Genomic DNA, 19729 nt, shown 5'->3' on the forward strand with positions numbered 1-19729 from the left:
TTACAGACTTAGCTCTTCACCAGCTCGCAACCGCCGTCCTTGAGCGGACGGAAGGCTTCTTCGGCCGGGATGGTGGCGCGCAGATGCACGTAATCCCACGCACCCTTCGACTCCGAAGGCTTCTTGGCTTCGAAGAGATACATCGGATGGATGTGACGGCCGTCGACGCGGATGCTGCCCTTGCCGAACAGCTTATCGTCGGTCGGCAGTTCCTTCATCTTTTGCACGACCTTGACGCCGTCAGCATCGCTCTTCAGCGCTTCCACGGCCTTCAGGTAATGGAACACCGAGGAGTACACGCCGGCCTGCACCATCGAGGGGTAGAGGCCTTTATTCGCCGCGGAGAATTCCTTGGCGAAGGCGCGGTTGGCATCGTTCAGATCCCAGTACCAGGCTTCGGTGAAGGTCAGGCCCTGGGCGGTCTTGAGGCCCAGCGCATGGACGTCGGTGATGAACATCAGCATCGCCGCGAGCTTCTGGCCGCCTTCGGTGATGCCGAATTCAGCCGCCTGCTTGATCGAATTGATCGTGTCGCCACCCGCATTGGCCAGACCGATGACCTTCGCCTTCGAAGCCTGCGCCTGCAGGAGGAAGGACGAGAAGTCAGTGCCCGGGAAAGGATGACGCACGGCGCCCAGAACCTTGCCACCGGTGTTTTTTACCAGTTCGCTGGTGTCGCGCTCGAGGGCGTGGCCGAAGGCGTAGTCGGCGGTGAGGAAGAACCAGCTGTCGCCACCGGTCTTCACCAGCGCCTTGCCGGTGCCATTCGCCAGAGCCCAGGTATCATAGGTCCAGTGCACGGTGTTGGGCGAGCAGGCCTTGCCGGTCAGGTCCGACGAAGCCGGGCCCGAACCGAGGAAGACCTTGTTCTTTTCGCGGCTGATCTGGTTGACGGCCAGCGCCACCGACGAGGTCGGGACGTCGGCAACAACGTCGACCTTGTCGACATCATACCACTGGCGCACGATGTTCGAGCCGATGTCGGGCTTGTTCTGGTGATCGGCGAAGACCACCTCGACCTTCAGGCCCTTGGCGGCGGCACCAAAATCCTCAACTGCCTTGCGGGCGGCCCAGACCGAACCCTGACCCGACAGATCGGCATAGAGGCCCGACTGGTCGTTCAGGACGCCGATCTTGATCACACCATCGCTAAACTGGGCGTGGGCGCTGCCGGCGGCCAGCAATGCTGCCGCAGAAACAGCCAAAGTCTTTAAACGCATTGTTTCCTCCTTGGTTAAACCTGCCTGTTAAACACCGAGATATGTTTCAAGTTTTTTGGTCGAGCTGGCCACCTGATCGTTCGGGATCAAGTCGATGACCTTGCCGTGCTCGACGACGTAGTGGCGATCCGCCACGGTGCTGGCGAAGCGGAAGTTCTGCTCCACCAGCAGGATCGTGTAGCCCTTCTGCTTCAGCAGACGGATCATGGCGCCGATTTGCTGCACGATCACGGGGGCCAGGCCCTCGGTCGGTTCGTCCAGCAGCAGGAAGTTGGCGCCGGTGCGCAGGATGCGGCCGATCGCCAGCATCTGTTGCTCGCCGCCAGACAGCTTGGTGCCCTGGCTTTTCAGGCGTTCCTTCAGGTTCGGGAAGATCTGGTAGATCTCATCCAGGCTCATGCCGCCGTCCTTGACGACGGGCGGCAGCGTCAGGTTCTCGTAGACATTGAGCGAAGAGAAGATGCCGCGCTCTTCGGGGCAGAAGGCCATGCCCATCTTGGCGATCTTGTTCGACGGCAGCTGGATCAGTTCCTGGCCTTCGAACTGCACCGAGCCCTTGCGGCTGGCGATCATGCCCATGACGGCCTTCATCGTCGTGGTCTTGCCGGCGCCGTTGCGGCCCAGCAAGGTAACGACTTCGCCCTTGTTCACCTCGAACTGCATGCCATGCAGGATATGGCTCTCGCCATACCAGGCATTCAGGTCGGCCACTTTTAGCTCATGCTGTGCCAGTTCAGCCTTATGCATGGCCGGTCCCCATATACGCTTCGATGACTTCCGGGTTCTTTGACACGGTCTCGTAGTTGCCTTCAGCCAGGATTTCGCCGCGGCGCAGCACCGTAATGGTGTCGGACAGCTTGGCGACCACGCTCAGGTTATGCTCGACCATCAGCACGGTGCGGTTGGCCGACACCTTCTTGATCAGGTCGGAAATCTTGTTGATGTCCTCGTGGCCCATGCCGGCCATCGGCTCGTCGAGCAGCATCATTTCCGGATCGAGCGCCAGCGTCGTGGCAATCTCCAGGGCGCGCTTGCGGCCATAGGGAAGCTCCACGGCCGTGTGGCGACGGTATTCGATCAGGCCGACGGCGGTCAGCAGTTCCTCGGCGCGGTCATTCAGCGCGTTCAGGCTGCTTTCCGATTTCCAGAAATGGAAGGAGGTGCCCAGCGGGCGCTGCAGGGCGACGCGCACGTTTTCCAGCAGGCTCAGATGCGGAAACACCGCCGAGATCTGGAAGGAGCGCACCATGCCGCTGCGGGCAATGTCCGCCGGCTTTTGCGCCGTGATGTCGCGACCGTTGTAAGTGATCGTGCCGCGGCTGGGCGGCAGGAACTTGGTCAGCAGGTTGAAGAAGGTGGTCTTACCGGCGCCATTGGGGCCGATCAGAGCGTGAATGGTGTGGCGCTTCACACGCAGGTTGACGTCCTTGACAGCAATGAAGCCGGCAAATTCCTTGGTCAGACCTGAAGTCGCAAGAATGTAGTCGTCGGCCATTATCCCGAACGCTCGTTTGGTTTTTGCTCCCTGACGGCCGGTCTTCCGGACGCGGTGCAAATCAAACGGGATTCGACCGGGCTTGTAAATAGTCTCGGGCGTGCAAAGCGTTGCAAGCGAAATTAAGAAATTTTATGCCTAACTTCGCGCCAGATCGGGTTCTGCGGGGCTATTGGCCGCTTCCCGGGCGGCGCGCCGGGCCAATTGGTGCTCACGATAGGTAATGTAGGTTGCAGAGGCGAAAATGACCGACCCGCCGATCCAGGTCCACATATCGGGGACCTGGCCGAAGAAGATGAAGCCGACCATGGCGGCCCAGATCAGCTTGGTGAAATCCAGGGGCATCAGCATGGTTGTATCGCCATACTTGAAGGCCTCGGTAAACAGCATGTGACCGGCCGAGCCGCAGGCGCCCAGGATGAACAGCAGCAGCAACTGGTCCAGGGTCGGCCATTGCCAGACGAACAGCGCTGCCACAAAAGTGATCGGTATCAGGAAGACCACCATGTAGGTGGCGATGGTCAGGCTGGAATCAGTGCGGGCCAGAATTTTGATGTCGATCATCGAGCCAGCCCAGAGCACGGTCGAACCCAGCACCAGCAGCGGGCCGAGACCGATCGGCACGAAGCCCGGGCGCATCACGATCAGCGCGCCGATGAAGCCGATCACCAGTGCGGCGATGCGGCGGGCGCGCAACGTTTCACCCAGGATCAGCACGGCGCCGACGGTCATGAACAGCGGTGCGGTGTAGGACAGCGCGGTCGCCTCGGCCAGCGGCGTGATCGCCAGTGCCGTGAAGAACATCATCATGGATGTGCTGTTCAGGGCGCCGCGCACGGCATGCAGATGGATCTTGGTGGTTTTGAAGGCGCGGAAGCGGCTGCGGGCGATCGCGGGAAACAGCACCACGAAGCCGAACAGGTTGCGGAAAAACGCCACTTCGATGGGGGGCAGGCCTTGCGACACCTTGGCGACCAAGGCATGCATGGCAACAAAGCACAGCGTCGAGCCGATCATCATCGCCATGGCTTTGAGCAACGGGGACATGGCGGGGGCCGGCGTGACGACAGGAACTTCGGACATTGGCTCTGTGTAGCGCTAAAATATTAATATTTCAGGTTGTCGGACTCGCGAACATTGCAAAAAACGCAACTCTCTCATGCGCTGCCGATCCAGGCCGTTTTGCCCGCTGTTTGCGCGGCTTTGGCGCAATCGGCCAATCTGGTGGTGCAGGCGCCGCCGGGTTCGGGCAAGACCACGGTGCTGCCGCTGGCGCTGTTGGATGAGGGCTGGTCGCAGAAGGGGCGGATTATCGTGCTGGAGCCACGCCGCTTGGCCGCACGGATGGCGGCGAAGCGGATGGCCGACCTGCTGGGCGAGGCGGTGGGCGATACCGTCGGTTACCGGGTGCGGCTGGACAGCAAGGTTGGACCAAAGACCCGCCTGGAACTCAACACCGACGGTGTCTTCCTGCGCCGGCTGCAGCGCGATCCAGAATTGCAGGGCATCAGCGCCGTGCTGTTCGATGAATGCCACGAGCGCGGCCTGGAATCCGATGTGGCACTGGCGCTCTGCCTCGAGGCACAGGCGGTGCTGCGGCCCGATCTCAAGCTCATCGCCATGTCGGCCACGCTGGATGCCGCGCCGTTCGCGAAGCTGATGGGTGATTGCCCGGTGGTGACGGGCGAGGGCCAGAGCTATCCGGTCGAAACGCGCTGGCGCCCGGTGGCGCCGCAGGCCCGGCTGGATGCGGCGGTCACCGATACCGTGCGGCAGGCGCTGGATGAAACCCAGGGCGACATCCTGGTCTTCCTGCCCGGCGTGGCGGAAATCCGCCGCGTCGAGATGCAACTCGGCGATGCGCGGCTGCCGGCAGGCGTGCAGGTGCATCCGTTGTATGGCGACCTGCCTGGGACGCAGCAGGACCAGGCCCTGCTGCCAAGCCCGGCCGGTCAGCGCAAGATCGTGCTGTCGACCTCGATTGCGGAAAGCTCGCTCACCATCGAAGGTGTGCGCGTGGTGGTCGACAGCGGCTATATGCGGCAGCCACGCTTTTCGCCCAGCACCGGCATGGCGAAGCTGGAAACGTTGCGCGTCAGCCAGGCTTCGGCCGACCAGCGCCGTGGCCGCGCCGGCCGCCTTGGACCCGGCATCGCCTATCGTCTCTGGGCTGAAGCCGCGCATGGCGGACTGGCCAAATTCACCGCGCCGGAAATCGCCGTCACCGACCTGACGTCGCTGGCGCTCGATCTGGCCGCCTGGGGCGTGCGCGATACAAATGCGTTGCCATGGTTGGATGCGCCGCCGGCCGCGCCCATGCGCTATGCGCAAAGCCTGCTGCAGGATCTGGGCGCGCTGGATACCGATGACGCGATCACGGCCCATGGCCGGGCGATGGCCGATCTGCCGTTGCATCCGCGATTGTCGCATATGGTGATCCGTGGCAACGAGATGGGGCTGGGTGGCCTGGCCTGCGCGCTGGCGGCTTTGCTGGGCGAACGCGATATCTCAAAGGTGCCCAAGGGTGCGCCGCGCGATGCCGATCTGCGCTGGCGGCTGGAAATCGTGGCGGGTGAATCAGAACGCGATACGACGCCGCATGGTCTGCGCGTCGACATGAACGCCGTGCGCCAGATTCGCAAGCTGGCGGGCGACTGGCGACGACAGATCAAGGCGCCGCCGCATGCCGGCCCGGTGGACGAAGCGGGCATTCTGGTTGCTCTGGCCTATCCCGACCGCATTGCCAAGCGGCGCGCACCCGGCAGTTTCCTGCTCAGCGGTGGCCGCGGTGCGAAACTCGATGCGCTCGATGCTTTGAGCGGCCAGGATTATCTCGCCATTGCCGAAGTCGACGGCGCGCAGGCCGATGCGAGGGTTTTTCTCGCCGCGCCTTTGAGTGAGGCGGAGATCGAGACGCAGTTTGCCGCCGCGATCACGACGCGCGATCATGTCGAATGGGACGACCGCAGCGAAGCCGTGCTGGCGCGCCAGCAACGGCGTCTGGGCGCCCTGGTGCTGCGGGAAAGGCCGCTGCGCGATCCCCCGGCCGATGCCATTCGTACGGCCTTGCTGGACGCGATCCGCAAGCGGGGCATTGCGGCGACGCTGCCCTGGACCGATGGTCTGCGGCAGTGGCAGGCCCGCGTTGCGCTGCTGCGGGCGTATCTGCCCAAGGCGGCCGACTGGCCCGACATGAGCGATGCGGCGCTGGGCGAGCGCCTGGACGATTGGCTGTCACCGTATCTCGACGGCATGACCAAGCTGTCGCAGCTGCCGAATATCGATCTGCATGCGGCACTGACCGGGCATCTGGATTATGCGCAGCAGAAGCTGCTCGAGTCCGAGACGCCGACCCACTGGCGCGTGCCGTCAGGCTCCAATATTCCGCTCGATTACACGTCGGGCGATGTGCCGGTTCTGGCGGTACGGCTGCAGGAGATGTTTGGCTATGCCGATACGCCGTCGGTGGCGGGCGGCAAGGTCAAGCTATTGCTCCATCTGCTGTCGCCCGCGCGGCGGCCGCTGCAGGTCACCAGCGATCTGGCCGGTTTCTGGCAGTCGAGCTATCGCGCTGTGCGGGCAGAGATGCGCGGGCAATACCCGAAGCACGACTGGCCGGAAAACCCGCTGGCGGCGCTGCCGACCGCAAGGGCTAAGCCGCGGCCACGCTGATAACCTGCACAAATGGCGTGCATTTGTGCATGGCTGCAACGAACTGTCTCTTGTTGTTGCCATGCTCCCTCCGTAGAGTCGGGTCATGGCTTCCGAGCGCCGCAACGATGTACGCATACTTTACGGCGACCCGGCGCAGGGTACGCGGTCGCTGTACCGGCAGGCGCTGATCGGCGCCGGCTACACCAATCTTCGTGAATTCGACAGCCTGGAAGGCTTTGCCGATCTGATTGCAGTGGCGCAGCCCGATCTGGTGTTCATGGACGTCGCGCTGCCCGGCGGCAATGCGATCCAGCTGGTCAGTGATCTGCGCCATGGTCGCCTCGACGGCATCAATCCCTATCTGCCGATCATCCTTGCGACCTGGGAAGCCGAACAGGCGATAGTGCGCAGGATCGTCGATTCCGGCGCCGACGATCTGCTGATCAAGCCGCTGTCGACCAAGGCGCTGCTCGATCGCATCGAAGCCGTCGGCCTCAACCGCAAGCCTTTTGTCGTCACTTCGGACTATATCGGCCCTGACCGGCGCAAGGCGGAGGCGCGCCGCGACAGCACCGTGCCGTTGATCGCCGTTCCCAATCCCATGCGCGCCAAACTGACCGGCGAACCCATCGACGCTAAGCTGCTGCAGCAGGGCATCATGGCTGCCAACGAGGAGATCAACCAGCAGCGGCTGCGCGCCTCGGCTTTCCGTATTTCCTTTGTTGCCGAACAGATCGTGCCGCTCTACAAGTCGGAAACGCCGCCGACACCCGATACGCTGACAATGCTGCGCGACATGATCGTCTCGGCCGAGGAAATCCAGCGCCGGGTTGGCGACAGCGTTTTCGCACCGGTGGCGCAGATCTGCGATCGCCTGCTGGTGCCGGCGCGCCAGATGGCGGAGCAGGGCGAGGGCTTCACCTTCGCCGCGGACTGGCAGAAATCCTTCGACCTGCTCAAGACCCTGTCGGACGCGGTCCTGGTCTTTTTCAATCCCGAGCAGGATGCCTCGGTGCTGGCCGGCGAAGTTGCCTCGGCCATCGACCGCTTCCGCGCCCGCAAAGCCGTGCAGGACATGCCGACCGACGAAGCTACCGCCGCGTCACAACCATAAAAAAGGCATAAAAAATCCGCGCCGTCCCTGGGAGCGGCGCGGATCGGAATGCTCAGCGCGCAGAGTTAGTGCGGCTTGAGATTCTGCAGGTGCAGCGTCTCGTCCAGACCGGTGGCGGCCAGGACCTGGAAGCCACCGTCCCATACCATTTCGAAGGCGACGTAGCAGATGATGGCGACGCCGACATAGCCCAGGATGCGATACTTATCGAGCAGCTTGGCGATGGCCTTGGAGGCGATCGCCGTCAGCGCGATCGACAGGATCAGGCCGAAGGCGAGGATATAGGGATAGGCGCGGGCGGCGCCGGCAACCGCCAGCACGTTGTCCAGTGACATCGACACGTCGGCGATGACGATCTGGATGATTGCCTGCTTCATGGACTTGGGCGCATCATCCGTTTCGCCGGCTTCTTCCGCGGCCTGATGGCGCAATTCGGAGAACATCTTCCAGGCAACCCAGAAGAGCAGCACGCCGCCGAGCAGGATCAGACCGATCACGGCCATCAGCTGGACTGCAATCGCAGTGAAAAGTAGGCGGAGTACAGTGGCGCCGATGATGCCCCAGAGGATGCCCTGGTTACGCTGCTTTTCCGGCAGGCCTGCAACAGCCAGGCCGATCACGATCGCATTGTCGCCCGAGAGGACGATGTTGATCATGATGACTTCGAAGAAAGCGCTAAGTTGGGCGGGGGTGAGGGTAAAACCGAGAAGCGAGAAATCCATCGGGAACAGCCTTGATGTCGGACATAAAGATTAATGATGCGGCGGGGCGGCACTCTAGGGGCAAACCGGAATACAGGGTATCGGGCGACTCACTTTGTTTATGAAGATTTTATTTTATGGGAATTTTACGCAGACGCTGGCAACTTGCGCTTATCGGGCTCTTTGCTACCTATGACGCCTCGTTGTTTTTGAGCTGATTGCTGGTCATGACCATTGATGCCGCCCTGTTCACCCTGTCGTCCGGCCGGAGTCCGCTGCTGGTGAATATCCCGCATGCCGGGCTGGTCCTCAGTCCGGGCCTGGCCGAGCGGCTGACGCCGCACGCCGCGCGTCTGGCCGATACCGACTGGCATGTCGAAAAGCTCTATGACTTCGCGCCGGCTGCCGGCGTCGGCCTGATGGTCGCCACGCATTCGCGTTATGTGGTCGATCTCAATCGCGATCCCGCCGGCCGCGCGCTCTATCCCGGCGCCGACAATACCGAGCTCTGCCCGACCGGCGGTTTCGATGGCGCACCGCTCTATCGTGATGGCGCCGCGCCGGCTGCCGACGAGATCGCGGCCCGCGCCGATACTTACTGGCGGCCGTATCATGCGCGTCTTGCGGCCGAGCTGGAGACCATCCGCAAGCGCCACGGTTATGCCATCCTGCTCGATGGCCACAGCATCGTTTCGGAAGCGCCGCGCTTCTTCCAGGGCAAGCTGCCCGATCTCAATCTCGGCACCAACGAAGGCCGTAGCTGCGCGCCCGATCTGGCCGCCGCTGCCTATGGCGTGCTGAGCCGGGCCGAAGGCTTCACCCATATCCATAACGGTCGTTTCAAGGGTGGCTATATCACCCGTCATTACGGCCAGCCGGCCAACGGCGTGCATGCCCTGCAACTCGAAATGGCGCAAAGCTGCTATATGGATGAGGCGAACCTGGAACACTGGGATGCGCAACGTGCAGCACCTCTCGCGGCGGTGCTGCGACGTCTGGTGGATGTCCTGCTGCAGTGGCGACCGTCTGTATGAGTGAGATCGGCGAAAAGACCCTGCCCAAGATGCGCTACCCGTTGACGCGCTGGTTCGCACTGTTCCTCATGCTCGGCCTGCCGATCGCGGCCGTGATCATCCTGGCCTGGCTGGTGGGCGACGCATTGACCGCGCCGGTTGCCTGGAGCCTGCTCGGCGCGCTGCTTGCCATCGTCGCCGTCTTCGCCGGCTGGCACACGCTGGTCGCCTGGCGGGTGCTGCGCAGCACTGACGAGATCGCCGGCGTGGAAAGCCGCAGCAGCAGCGACTGGGGTGCTTTCACCATGATCGGTGAATTGGGCTTCACCGTTGAACGCCTGCGCAATACGCTGCTCGACGAGAAGGGCCAGATCGCGCTGCAGAGCACCACGGCTGATGCCATCCTCAATGCGCTGCCCGATCCGGTGTTGCTGCTGGACGGCACCCGCACCATTGCGCGCGCCAATTTCGCCGCCCGAAAATTCTTCGGCAATGACATTGTCGGCAATGATCTGACGGCGGCGCTGCGCCATCCCACCGTGCTGCAGGCCGCCGACGAGGTGCTGAGCGGTGAGACAGGCATGAGTGCCGTCGATCTGACCCTGCCGGTGCCGGACAGTCGCAGCTTTTCGCTGCGCGTCGTGGCGCTGCCAGCGGCGCGCGAGGATACGGTGGCGGTGCTGGCGTTGCATGACCTGACAGCGCTGCGCAAGGCCGAGAAGATGCGCGCCGATTTCGTCGCCAATGCCAGCCACGAGTTGCGCACGCCCCTAGCCTCGCTGGTGGGTTTCATCGAGACCCTGCAGGGACCGGCCAAGGACGACGAGCCGGCGCGGATACGCTTCCTTGGCATCATGCGCGACCAGGCCGGTCGCATGTCGCGCCTGATTCAGGACCTGCTGTCACTGTCGCAGATCGAGATGCGGGAGCACGACCATCCTTCCGAGCCGGTGGCGCTGGCGCCGCTGCTGCGCGACGCCGCCGCTGCGCTGGAACCGCAGGCCAAGGCGAAGAAAATCCAGATCGCGCTGGCGCTGGATGACAGCCTGCCACCGGTGCGCGGCGCCCGCGACGAACTGATGCAGGTGTTCCAGAACCTGATCGACAACGCCATCAAATACGGCAGGGCCGAGAGCACGGTCACGGTGCGCCTTGCGCCGGTGACGACTGGGGAAGGGCAGGAGGTCGGTATCCGCGATCAGGGCGAAGGCATCCCCCGCGAGCATCTGCCGCGCCTGACCGAGCGATTCTACCGGGTCGACTCGGCACGCAGCCGCGATCTGGGCGGAACGGGCCTTGGCCTGGCCATCGTGAAGCACATTGTGAACCGCCATCGCGGCCGGCTTGTCATTGAATCCGAGCTTGGCCAGGGCAGTGAATTCATTATCCGTATGCCGAATGTTCCCGATAGGATCGAGACAACCGCTGAGCCGGTCTAGCGTTGTCATATCAGTGCAACACAACTGAAATAACCATGTCACCGGGTCACCCTACGAGTGGCGGCGCCGGTCGAGACTAGTCACCCCCTCGTCCGGTTGGGAGCGCAGGTTCCGCGTTCCCGCCACCCGGCGCACATCCGGTGCGTCAGAGGAAACCACGATGAGGTATACCGTGATCAACAAGGCTCTCCTTTTCGCCGGCCTGGCCGCCGTGGCGTCGCTCGGGCTGGCTGAACCGGCCGCTGCGCAGCAGGCGCGCGACCAGATCCGCATTGTCGGCTCGTCGACCGTCTATCCCTTCACCACCACGGTGGCCGAGCGCTTCGCCCAGTCGGGCGGCTTCAAAGCGCCGATCGTGGAAAGCACTGGCACCGGCGGCGGCATGAAGCTGTTCTGCGGCGGCGTCGGCACCCAGCACCCCGACCTGACCAATGCTTCGCGTCGCATGACCAAGGCCGAGTTCGATGCCTGCGCCGCTGCCGGCGTGAAGGACATCGTTGAAATGAAGGTCGGCTTCGACGGCATCGCCGTCGCCCTGAAGAAGGGCACGCCGGACATAAACCTGAAGCGCGAAGACATCTGGCTGGCGCTCGCCGCCCAGGTGCCGGTGAACGGCCAGATGGCGCCGAACCCCTACAAGACCTGGAAGCAGGTCAATGCCAGCCTGCCGGATTGGAAGATTGAAGTGATGGGCCCGCCGCCCACCTCGGGCACCCGTGACAGCTTCGTCGAGCTGGTGATGGATGTCGGCTGCAAGAAGTTCCCCGAAGTGAACGCCATCGCCGATGCCAAGGCGAAGGCCACGGCCTGCGGCAAGATCCGTGAAGACGGCGCCTTCATCGAAGCCGGTGAGAACGACAACCTGATCGTCCAGCGTCTGGCTTCGGGCCAGCCGGGCCTGATGGGCGTGTTCGGCTTCTCCTTCCTCGAGGAGAACATGGACAAGCTGCATGGCGCCAAGGTCGACGGCGTCGATCCGACCTTCGAGACCATCTCGGACGGCAAGTATCCCGTGTCGCGTCCGCTCTTTGTCTACGCGAAGAAGGCTCATATCGGCGTCGTGCCGGGCATCAAGGAATTCCTCGCCGAGTATGTCAGCGACCGCGCCATGGCGCAGGGCGGCTACCTGGAGAAGAAGGGTCTTGTTGCCATGCCGAAGAAAGAGCTGGAAAGCGTGCGCTCGCAGGTCACCGGCTTGACCAACCTGGCCATGTAAGAACTGCTCCGGCGGCCGGGCAACCGGCCGCCGGATTTTCACGAAGTTTCGTTTCTCGATTAAGCCGCATATGCTCCGGGGAAGACGATGTCATTGCCGCTGCTGTTACTGGTTCTTCTCGGACTGACCATCGTCGGCTACCACCTCGGTAAGTCGCGCGCGCTGGTCACGGCTGGCGACAAGATCCGCAACCTGCACTCCCTGCCGATGTTCTACGGCTGGTATGTCGTGATCTGGTGCGGCCTGCCGGCGTTGATCCTGTTCGGCATCTGGATTTCCTTCGAAGATACGCTGGTGCGCCAGCTGGTGGTCGCGGAACTGCCCGAGGCAATCCGTCGGCTGCCGACCGACCAGCTCGGCCTGGTGATTTCCGACATTCGCAACATGGCCTACGGCAACATCCCGCTCGACAAGGCCGATGCGGCGATCCGGCCGGTGGTGGAGCATTACATCAGCCTGCGCCAGATCGGCACGACCGCGCTCTGGGTGATCGTGCTGGCGCTGGGTATCGCCGGCCTGCTGTATGGCCGCAGCCGCATCTCTGCCGACTTCCGCGCCCGCAACCGGGTCGAGCAGGTTGCCAATATTCTGCTGATCATCAGCTCCACGCTCGCCGTCATGACCACTATCGGTATCGTGCTGTCGCTGGTTTTCGAGGCTCTGCGCTTCTTCGCCGCCGTCAATCCGCTCGATTTCCTGTTCGGCCTTACCTGGTCGCCGCAGATGGCGATCCGTGCCGACCAAGTCGGTTCGTCGGGCGCCTTCGGGGCCGTACCGCTGTTTGCCGGTACGTTGCTGATCGCGGCTATCGCGATGATCGTCGCGGTGCCGGTCGGTCTGATGGCGGCTGTCTATATGGCAGAATACGCCGCGCCGAAGGTGCGCGCCTTTGCCAAGCCGGCGCTGGAAGTCCTGGCCGGCATCCCGACTGTGGTCTACGGCTTCTTCGCCGCGCTGACCGTCGCGCCCTTCATCCGCGAGGCCGGCGAAAGCATTGGCCTCGCTGTCGCGTCGCAATCCGCCCTGGCCGCCGGACTGGTCATGGGCATCATGATCATTCCTTTCGTGTCCTCGCTGTCCGACGACGTGATCAACGCCGTGCCGCAGAGCCTGCGTGACGGCTCCTTCGGCCTGGGCGCCACCAAGTCGGAAACCATCAAGCGCGTGATCCTGCCAGCGGCGCTGCCCGGCATCGCCGCATCCATCATCCTCGCGTTCAGCCGAGCGCTGGGCGAGACCATGATTGTGGTGATGGCCGCCGGTCTGGCCGCCAACCTGACGGCCAATCCGCTGGCCGCCGTGACCACCGTGACCGTGCATATCGCGTCGCTACTGGTCGGCGATCAGGAATTCGACAGCCCGAAGACGCTGGCGGCTTTTGCGCTGGGCCTGGTGCTGTTCATCGTGACGCTCAGCCTCAACATCGTTGCCCTGCGCATCGTCAAGAAATATCGAGAGCAATATGACTGATATTCTGGCCGATACCGTCCCGAACCGGAAGCTGACCACGGTGGCGCCTGGCGTGCACATGACCGAGGAGGCGACCAAGCGTCTCCGCGCCCGCTATGCCGCGGAAAGCCGCTTCAAGATGATCGGCATGGCCGCCATCCTGTTCTCGATCGCGGCGCTCTGCGTGCTGCTGTTCACCATCGCCAGCGCCGGCTTCACAGCTTTCCAGCAGACTCATATCCGCCTGGACGTGGCGCTGAGCGCCGAGCAGATCGCGCCGGTAGGCACCACCGATCCACGCAAGATTATGCAGGGCAATTACGGCGGCATCATTCTTGAGACGCTGCAGAAGAAATTTCCCGAGGTGCAGAGCCGTGGCGACCGCCGCCGCCTGCAGGCCCTGGTCAGCGCCGGTGCGGAATCGCAGCTTGCGCGCATGGTCGTCGCCGATCCGACCCTGATCGGGCAGACCATCAGCGTCTGGCTGCCAACGTCGTCTGACATCGATGTCTTCGTGAAGAAGCAGGTCGATACCGCGGCGCCGGAAGACCAGCGCCGGGTCAAGGATAACCAGGTGGGTTGGCTCGATGCGCTGAAGGCCAGGGGCGACCTGGAATTGCGCTTCAACACCCGATTCTTCACTGGCGCCGACAGCCGCGAGCCCGAACTGGTCGGTGTCTGGGGCGGCGTGGTTGGGTCCTTCTACACGCTGCTGGTGACCCTGGTGGTGGCTTTCCCGCTGGGCATCATGGCGGCGATCTATTTGGAAGAATTTGCGCCGAAGAACCGCTGGACCGAGGTTATCGAGGTCAACATCAACAACCTCGCGGCCGTGCCCTCCATCGTGTACGGCCTGCTCGGCCTTGCGGTATTTATTGGCTTCTTCGGGATGCCACGCTCCGCGCCGCTGGTCGGCGGTCTGGTGCTGGCGCTGATGAGCCTGCCGGTGATTATCATCGCCTCGCGCGCGGCTTTGCGCGCCGTGCCGCCCTCGATCCGCCAGGCTGCGATGGGCCTCGGCGCCTCGCCGTTGCAGGTGGTACTGCACCATGTTCTGCCGCTGGCGATGCCGGGTATCCTGACCGGGACCATCATCGCCATGGCTCATGCTCTCGGCGAGACGGCGCCGCTGCTGATGATCGGCATGGTCGCCTTCATCGTTGATATCCCGGCGACGCCGGTCGATGCCGCCACGGTGCTGCCGGTGCAGATTTTCATGTGGGCTGACAGTTCCGAGCGTGGCTTCGTCGAGAAAACCTCGGCTGCCATCATTGTGTTGCTGGTCTTCCTGCTGGTGATGAACCTGGCGGCGATCCTGCTGCGCAAGCGGTTTGAACGTCGCTGGTGATCGTGTCTGTGCGTTATTCCCCTTTCGGAGCCATAAGGACTTTTCATGCAGAATGGTAGCGGTGTCGATCTCCGCCAGTCCGAGATCGAAATCAAGATGGTGACCCAGAAAGTCGGCGTCTACTATGGCGAGAAGCAGGCTTTGCGCGATGTCGACCTGCATATCCCGGCGCGCGCGGTTACCGCGCTGATCGGCCCGTCGGGCTGTGGCAAGTCGACCTTCCTGCGCTGCCTGAACCGGATGAACGACACGATCCGCGATTGCCGTGTGGTCGGCGATATCCGCCTTGATGCGCTGAACATCTACGACAGCCAGGTCGATGTCGTGCAGCTGCGCGCCCGGGTCGGCATGGTGTTCCAGAAGCCGAACCCGTTCCCGAAGTCGATCTACGAGAATGTCGCTTATGGGCCCCGCATTCACGGTCTTGCCGAAAGCAGCGACCATCTTGACCATATCGTCGAGACCTCGCTGAAGCAGGCGGGCCTGTGGAAGGAAGTCGGCAGCCGGCTGCAGGAATCGGGCACCAGCCTGTCTGGCGGGCAGCAGCAGCGCTTGTGCATCGCCCGCGCTATCGCCGTGGCGCCGGAAGTGATCCTGATGGACGAGCCCTGCTCGGCGCTGGATCCGATCGCCACCGCTCATATCGAGGAACTGATGGATGAACTGCGCGAGCAGTATACCATCGTCATCGTCACCCATTCGATGCAGCAGGCCGCCCGCGTCTCGCAGCGGACCGCCTTCTTCCATCTGGGTAACCTGGTCGAGACGGATGATACCAGGGTGATTTTCACCAACCCCAAGGACGAGCGGACCCAGGGGTACATCACCGGTCGCTTCGGCTGAGCAGAGTGAGGACATAAGAAAATGCCGCAACATATTGTCCAGAAATACGACGACGAGCTGAAAAAGCTGTCGACCCTCATCGTGCAGATGGGTGGCCTGGCGGAATCGCAGCTTTCCGCCGCCGTCGAGGCGATCGTGAAGCGCGACAGCAACCTGGCCTCGGAAGTGGTGAAGAGCGACACCAAGATCGACGTCCTGCGCAACCAGGTCGACGATTTCGCCATCGAGCTACTGGCGCGCCGCCAGCCGCTGGCCAACGACCTGCGCGTCATCGTCTCGGCGCTGCGCATCTCGTCCGAGATCGAGCGCATCGGCGACTACGCCAAGAATGTCGCCAAGCGCGCAGTGGCGCTGAACCAGGCGCCGCTGGTGCGGCCGGTGCATGCCATTCCGCGCATGGCTGCCCTGGTCCAGGCCCTGATCAAGGACACGCTGGATGCCTATATCACCGCCGATGCCGCCAAGGCCGATGCGGTCTGGGCCCGCGATGAAGAGGTGGACGAGCTGTATACCAGCCTGTTCCGCGAGTTGCTGACCTATATGATGGAGGATCCGCGCTCCATCACCAGCAGCACGCATCTGCTGTTCATCGCCAAGAACATCGAGCGCATCGGCGATCACGCGACGAACATCGCTGAGCTGATCCACTACACGGTGACCGGCGAGATGCAGAAGGAAGACCGTCCGAAAGGCGACGATACCGCCTATGCGGTTGTGAATGCGCCGGGAGGCCAGCGATGAACGTCGCGATCAAACCGCGGGTCCTCGTGATCGAGGACGAAGCGGCGCTGCTGGCGCTGCTGCGTTACAACCTGGAAAAGGAAAACTACACGGTCGACGAGGCGATGGACGGCGAGCAGGCCCTGTTGAAGGTGGCCGAGCATATGCCGGACCTGATCCTGCTCGACTGGATGCTGCCGCGCCTGTCGGGCCTTGAAGTCTGCCGCCAGTTGCGCCGCGATCCAAACGCCCGCAACGTGCCGATCATCATGCTGACGGCGCGCGGCGAGGAAGCCGATCGCGTGCGCGGCCTGGATGCCGGCGCAGACGACTATATCGCCAAGCCCTTCAGCCCCGGTGAGCTGCTGGCCCGCATCCGCGCGGTGCTACGCCGCATCCGGCCGGCGCTGGCGGAAGAGGTGCTGACCTATGGCGGCCTGGTGATGGATATCGCTACCCACAAGGTCACTCGCAATGGCCGCGATGTGCATCTGGGTCCGACCGAATTCCGCCTGCTGCGCTATTTCCTCGAGCATCCGGGCCGTGTGTTATCGCGCGACCAGTTGCTGGATGCGGTCTGGGGCCGCGACATCTATGTCGAGCAGCGTACGGTGGACGTCCATATCCGTCGCCTGCGCAAGGCGTTGAACGGCAATGGCGAGATGGATGTGATCCGCACGGTGCGGTCGGCTGGCTATGCGCTGGAGCTGACCTCCGCCGCCGCTATGGCCTGACCCGTCATTATCGGGACAAAGAAAAAGCCGGCCATCGTAAGATGGCCGGCTTTTTTATGTCTGGCGCTGCGCTTTAGCGGCGGCCGGCGATCTGCTTCTTCATCGCAGCGAACAGGGCTTCGACCTTGCCGCCATTATTCTGGATCACGGATTCGAACTGCTGGCGCTGGGTGAAGGCCATCGACACGCCTTCCACCACCACATCGGTGACCAGCGGCTTGCCGTCCTTCTCATGCGTCTTCCATTCAACGCGGATCGGCGGACCGTTCTGGCGGTTGATCTGCGATTCCACCACCTGCTCGCTGCCGGCCGCCTTCACGCCGTCGCGCACATCCAATGTCTCGCCGTTATACTGCGACAGCAGCTGCGAATAGACCTTCACCAGATAATCCAGGAAGAGGCTGTTGTATTCCTGCTTCTGGACATCGGTCAGGCCACGATTGTAGCGGCCAAGGCAGAACTGGCCGACGGCATCCAGATCGAGATGCGAGGTCATAAGAGTGCGGACAAGGCCTTCGCGCTTTTCAGTGGTTAGCGAGCGGTCACCCAGCGCCTTGAGAGTGTCGCCGCCGACTTCGCGGATGAATTGGTCAGGCGCTGCGGCCCGGGCGGGCGCAGCAGAAATGGCCTGGAGGCCGAGCAGGAGGCCGGCCGCGGTGGCGACCATGAGAAAACGGCGGGAAAGCAAGGCTGAAAGCATGGGGAATCCCGGCTAAGAGGCGGAAGGGAATAGTTTTTTTGACGTCTGAATATGGCGGGAACGCGGCCGAACCATAGCCTGACGATGATTGTATGGCGATGATTCTTTTTTGACCCGTTTTTGGCCCTATACAAATACATAAAGATATGTTTATGTTTGACCCATGACTGACTCAAGCTTGACCCTCGATACCCTGATGGCCGCCCTGCGGGCTGCGGCCGAGCCGACGCGTCTGCGGCTGCTGGCGCTCTGTGCCCAGGGCGAACTCACGGTCAGCGAACTCACCCAGATCCTGGGGCAGAGCCAGCCCCGCGTCTCCCGCCATCTCAAGCTGCTCTGCGAAGCGGGGCTGCTCGAGCGGGTGCCCGAAGGCACCTGGGCATTCTATCGCGTTGGCGATCGCCTGTCCGGCGCGCCGTTGGTGCGCGCGGTCAGCAGCCTGCTGCCACGCAACGACGCGACGCTGGCGCGCGATGCCGAGCGTCTGACGGCGGTGAAGCGCACCCGCGCCGAAACCGCCGAACGCTATTTCCGCGACAACGCCGCCCAGTGGTCGGCGATCCGGTCGCTGCATGTGGACGAGGAACAGGTGGAGGCAGCCGTGTTGCGGCTGCTGGGGCAGGGTGCGCCGGTTGACGATCTGCTGGACATCGGCACCGGTACCGGGCGCCTGCTGGAAATCCTCAGCCCGCATGTGAAGCGTGGCCTGGGCGTCGATCTCAGCCGCGACATGCTGAGCATCGCGCGCGCCAATCTGGAACGGGCCGGCATCAAGCATTGTCAGGTGCGGCAGGCCGACATGTATGCCCTGCCACTCGACAGCGGCAGCGTCGATGCTGCAGTGATCCATCAGGTGCTGCATTTCGCCGACGAACCACAAAAGGCGATCCAGGAAGCCGTGCGGGTGCTGAAACCCGGCGGCCGGCTGATCGTCATCGATTTCGCGCCGCATGACCTGGAAGATCTGCGCGCACGTCATGCCCACCGGCGCCTCGGCTTCTCTGATGCCGAACTGCGCGGCTGGTGCGCCTCGGCCGGCCTGGATGCCGATCCGGTGATCGCGTTGCCTGGCCAGTCGCTCACCGTCCATATCTGGCACGCCGTCAAGCATGGCGCCGTCGCTGCTATGTCCACCTCTCACAAGAGTGCCGCAGAATGACCACGTTGCCCGATGCCAACGCTCACGCCGCCCGGCGGTCTGGTCCGCTGAAGGTCTCGTTCGAATTCTTCCCGCCGAAGACGGCGGAGATGGAAGAAAGCCTGTGGCGCAGCGTCACGCGCCTGGCGCCGCTGGAGCCGCGTTTCGTCTCGGTGACTTATGGCGCTGGCGGCTCGACCCGCGAGCGCACTCATAACACCGTGGTGCGCATCCTCAAGGAAACCGGCCTGAAGCCGGCCGCGCATCTCACCTGCGTCGGCGCTTCGAAGGGCGAAGTGGACGAGGTGGCCCAGCATTACTGGCAGGCCGGCATCCGCCACATTGTGGCGCTCCGCGGCGATCCGCAGGAAGGCACTGGCGGTTTTGCGCCGCATCCGCAGGGCTATGCCAATTCGACGGACCTGATCGCCGGCCTCAAGAAGATCGGCGACTTCGAGATCAGCGTCGGCTGCTATCCCGAAGGCCACCCCGACACCGCGTCGCCGCGCGTCGAGCTGGAGCATCTCAAGCGCAAGGTCGATGCCGGCGCGACCCGTTGCATCACGCAGTATTTCTTCGATACCGATGTCTATTTCCGTTTCCTCGATCGCGCGCGCTCTGCCGGCATCACCGTGCCGATCGTGCCGGGCATCCTGCCGGTGACGAATTTCCGCCAGGTGGTGAAGTTCTCGGCTGCCTGCGGCGCCAGCGTACCGGCCTGGATGGCCGACCAGTTCGACGGCCTGGATGACGACCCGGAGACGCGCCGCATGGTGGCTGCGCATCTGGCGGCCGAACAGTGCCGCCGCCTGCTGGCCGCCGGCATCGACGAATTCCATTTCTACACGCTGAACCGCGCCGATCTCGCCTATGCGATCTGCCACGTGCTCGGCGTGCGGCCCAAGCCCGGCATTGCGGGTGAGGCTGCCGCGTAAGGAGTATGAC

18 protein-coding genes are annotated in these 19729 nt (G+C 63.3%); 12 read left to right on the forward strand and 6 right to left on the reverse strand.

Features of this window, described 5'->3' with window-relative positions; genetic code table 11:
- Positions 1 to 8: 8 nt before the first annotated feature.
- From AC1RRT_RS15135 to AC1RRT_RS15150, 4 genes are all read right to left on the reverse strand, one after another.
- A complete protein-coding gene (locus AC1RRT_RS15135; protein WP_493014639.1) occupies positions 9 to 1220 on the reverse strand; it encodes an ABC transporter substrate-binding protein in 1212 nt (403 codons plus the stop codon).
- A gap of 27 nt (positions 1221 to 1247) precedes the next feature.
- Positions 1248 to 1967 (reverse strand): ABC transporter ATP-binding protein, encoded by a 720-nt coding sequence (locus AC1RRT_RS15140; protein WP_493014640.1) that lies wholly within the window; start codon positions 1965 to 1967, stop codon positions 1248 to 1250.
- Positions 1960 to 2715, reverse strand: coding sequence for an ABC transporter ATP-binding protein (locus tag AC1RRT_RS15145; protein WP_493014641.1), 756 nt, complete (start codon positions 2713 to 2715; stop codon positions 1960 to 1962). The genes AC1RRT_RS15140 and AC1RRT_RS15145 overlap by 8 nt, the downstream gene beginning before the upstream one ends.
- 138 nt (positions 2716 to 2853) lie before the next feature.
- Positions 2854 to 3762, reverse strand: a complete 909-nt coding sequence (locus AC1RRT_RS15150) for a DMT family transporter (protein ID WP_493014642.1) — start codon at positions 3760 to 3762, stop codon at positions 2854 to 2856.
- 90 nt (positions 3763 to 3852) lie between these two features.
- Between AC1RRT_RS15150 and hrpB the strand changes: the two genes are divergently transcribed.
- Both hrpB and AC1RRT_RS15160 read left to right on the forward strand, forming a co-directional pair.
- On the forward strand, positions 3853 to 6387 hold the full coding sequence (gene hrpB / locus AC1RRT_RS15155; protein WP_493014643.1) for an ATP-dependent helicase HrpB: 2535 nt from the start codon (positions 3853 to 3855) through the stop codon (positions 6385 to 6387).
- Between the two features lie 85 nt (positions 6388 to 6472).
- Complete coding sequence (locus AC1RRT_RS15160) at positions 6473 to 7483, forward strand: response regulator transcription factor (RefSeq protein WP_493014644.1); 1011 nt, start codon at positions 6473 to 6475, stop codon at positions 7481 to 7483.
- Positions 7484 to 7548: 65 nt separating this feature from the next.
- On the opposite strand, the gene AC1RRT_RS15165 is transcribed toward AC1RRT_RS15160, so the two are convergent.
- Positions 7549 to 8205, reverse strand: coding sequence for a TerC family protein (locus tag AC1RRT_RS15165; protein ID WP_493014645.1), 657 nt, complete (start codon positions 8203 to 8205; stop codon positions 7549 to 7551).
- Positions 8206 to 8411: 206 nt separating this feature from the next.
- Between AC1RRT_RS15165 and hutG the strand changes: the two genes are divergently transcribed.
- The 8 genes from hutG (at position 8412) to phoB (ending at position 16946) form a co-directional block, all read left to right on the forward strand.
- A complete protein-coding gene (gene hutG / locus AC1RRT_RS15170) occupies positions 8412 to 9218 on the forward strand; it encodes an N-formylglutamate deformylase (protein ID WP_493014646.1) in 807 nt (268 codons plus the stop codon).
- Positions 9215 to 10636: an ATP-binding protein gene (locus tag AC1RRT_RS15175; protein WP_493014647.1), complete on the forward strand. Its 1422-nt coding sequence runs from the start codon at positions 9215 to 9217 to the stop codon at positions 10634 to 10636. The genes hutG and AC1RRT_RS15175 overlap by 4 nt, the downstream gene beginning before the upstream one ends.
- A gap of 160 nt (positions 10637 to 10796) precedes the next feature.
- Positions 10797 to 11852: a PstS family phosphate ABC transporter substrate-binding protein gene (locus AC1RRT_RS15180; RefSeq protein ID WP_493014648.1), complete on the forward strand. Its 1056-nt coding sequence runs from the start codon at positions 10797 to 10799 to the stop codon at positions 11850 to 11852.
- Positions 11853 to 11939: 87 nt separating this feature from the next.
- Positions 11940 to 13322, forward strand: a complete 1383-nt coding sequence (gene pstC, locus AC1RRT_RS15185; RefSeq protein ID WP_493014649.1) for a phosphate ABC transporter permease subunit PstC — start codon at positions 11940 to 11942, stop codon at positions 13320 to 13322.
- A 58-nt stretch (positions 13323 to 13380) separates the two neighbouring features.
- Positions 13381 to 14649: a phosphate ABC transporter permease PstA gene (gene pstA, locus AC1RRT_RS15190; RefSeq protein ID WP_493015181.1), complete on the forward strand. Its 1269-nt coding sequence runs from the start codon at positions 13381 to 13383 to the stop codon at positions 14647 to 14649.
- Positions 14650 to 14745: 96 nt separating this feature from the next.
- Positions 14746 to 15492: a phosphate ABC transporter ATP-binding protein PstB gene (gene pstB, locus AC1RRT_RS15195; protein WP_493015182.1), complete on the forward strand. Its 747-nt coding sequence runs from the start codon at positions 14746 to 14748 to the stop codon at positions 15490 to 15492.
- A 21-nt stretch (positions 15493 to 15513) separates the two neighbouring features.
- Positions 15514 to 16233, forward strand: coding sequence for a phosphate signaling complex protein PhoU (gene phoU / locus AC1RRT_RS15200; RefSeq protein ID WP_493014650.1), 720 nt, complete (start codon positions 15514 to 15516; stop codon positions 16231 to 16233).
- The gene (gene phoB / locus AC1RRT_RS15205) at positions 16230 to 16946 is read left to right on the forward strand and encodes a phosphate regulon transcriptional regulator PhoB (protein WP_493014651.1); all 717 of its coding nucleotides are present in this window, start codon (positions 16230 to 16232) and stop codon (positions 16944 to 16946) included. The genes phoU and phoB overlap by 4 nt, the downstream gene beginning before the upstream one ends.
- Before the next feature lie 73 nt (positions 16947 to 17019).
- Here the strand turns inward: phoB and AC1RRT_RS15210 are convergent, their stop codons facing one another.
- The gene (locus AC1RRT_RS15210; RefSeq protein WP_493014652.1) at positions 17020 to 17613 is read right to left on the reverse strand and encodes an MlaC/ttg2D family ABC transporter substrate-binding protein; all 594 of its coding nucleotides are present in this window, start codon (positions 17611 to 17613) and stop codon (positions 17020 to 17022) included.
- Between the two features lie 196 nt (positions 17614 to 17809).
- Between AC1RRT_RS15210 and AC1RRT_RS15215 the strand changes: the two genes are divergently transcribed.
- Both AC1RRT_RS15215 and metF read left to right on the forward strand, forming a co-directional pair.
- On the forward strand, positions 17810 to 18805 hold the full coding sequence (locus AC1RRT_RS15215) for an ArsR/SmtB family transcription factor (protein WP_493014653.1): 996 nt from the start codon (positions 17810 to 17812) through the stop codon (positions 18803 to 18805).
- Complete coding sequence (gene metF / locus AC1RRT_RS15220; protein ID WP_493014654.1) at positions 18802 to 19719, forward strand: methylenetetrahydrofolate reductase [NAD(P)H]; 918 nt, start codon at positions 18802 to 18804, stop codon at positions 19717 to 19719. Before AC1RRT_RS15215 ends, metF begins: the two co-directional genes overlap by 4 nt.
- Positions 19720 to 19729 lie beyond the last annotated feature (10 nt).

This window comes from Ferrovibrio sp. GW821-FHT12B10 (assembly GCF_058807515.1).

Excerpts from the sequence above, each read along its gene's own strand:
- AC1RRT_RS15210 (WP_493014652.1), bottom strand. The coding sequence starts at position 17,613 with ATGGTCGCCACCGCGGCCGGCCTCCTGCTCGGCCTCCAGGCCATTTCT.
- metF (WP_493014654.1), top strand. The coding sequence starts at position 18,802 with ATGACCACGTTGCCCGATGCCAACGCTCACGCCGCCCGGCGGTCTGGT.
- hutG (WP_493014646.1), top strand. The coding sequence starts at position 8,412 with ATGACCATTGATGCCGCCCTGTTCACCCTGTCGTCCGGCCGGAGTCCG.
- AC1RRT_RS15145 (WP_493014641.1), bottom strand. The coding sequence starts at position 2,715 with ATGGCCGACGACTACATTCTTGCGACTTCAGGTCTGACCAAGGAATTT.
- AC1RRT_RS15180 (WP_493014648.1), top strand. The coding sequence starts at position 10,797 with ATGAGGTATACCGTGATCAACAAGGCTCTCCTTTTCGCCGGCCTGGCC.
- phoB (WP_493014651.1), top strand. The coding sequence starts at position 16,230 with ATGAACGTCGCGATCAAACCGCGGGTCCTCGTGATCGAGGACGAAGCG.
- AC1RRT_RS15150 (WP_493014642.1), bottom strand. The coding sequence starts at position 3,762 with ATGTCCCCGTTGCTCAAAGCCATGGCGATGATGATCGGCTCGACGCTG.
- phoU (WP_493014650.1), top strand. The coding sequence starts at position 15,514 with ATGCCGCAACATATTGTCCAGAAATACGACGACGAGCTGAAAAAGCTG.
- pstC (WP_493014649.1), top strand. The coding sequence starts at position 11,940 with ATGTCATTGCCGCTGCTGTTACTGGTTCTTCTCGGACTGACCATCGTC.
- pstA (WP_493015181.1), top strand. The coding sequence starts at position 13,381 with ATGACCGAGGAGGCGACCAAGCGTCTCCGCGCCCGCTATGCCGCGGAA.
- AC1RRT_RS15165 (WP_493014645.1), bottom strand. The coding sequence starts at position 8,205 with ATGGATTTCTCGCTTCTCGGTTTTACCCTCACCCCCGCCCAACTTAGC.
- AC1RRT_RS15175 (WP_493014647.1), top strand. The coding sequence starts at position 9,215 with ATGAGTGAGATCGGCGAAAAGACCCTGCCCAAGATGCGCTACCCGTTG.
- AC1RRT_RS15140 (WP_493014640.1), bottom strand. The coding sequence starts at position 1,967 with ATGCATAAGGCTGAACTGGCACAGCATGAGCTAAAAGTGGCCGACCTG.
- AC1RRT_RS15135 (WP_493014639.1), bottom strand. The coding sequence starts at position 1,220 with ATGCGTTTAAAGACTTTGGCTGTTTCTGCGGCAGCATTGCTGGCCGCC.
- pstB (WP_493015182.1), top strand. The coding sequence starts at position 14,746 with ATGGTGACCCAGAAAGTCGGCGTCTACTATGGCGAGAAGCAGGCTTTG.
- AC1RRT_RS15160 (WP_493014644.1), top strand. The coding sequence starts at position 6,473 with ATGGCTTCCGAGCGCCGCAACGATGTACGCATACTTTACGGCGACCCG.
- AC1RRT_RS15215 (WP_493014653.1), top strand. The coding sequence starts at position 17,810 with ATGACTGACTCAAGCTTGACCCTCGATACCCTGATGGCCGCCCTGCGG.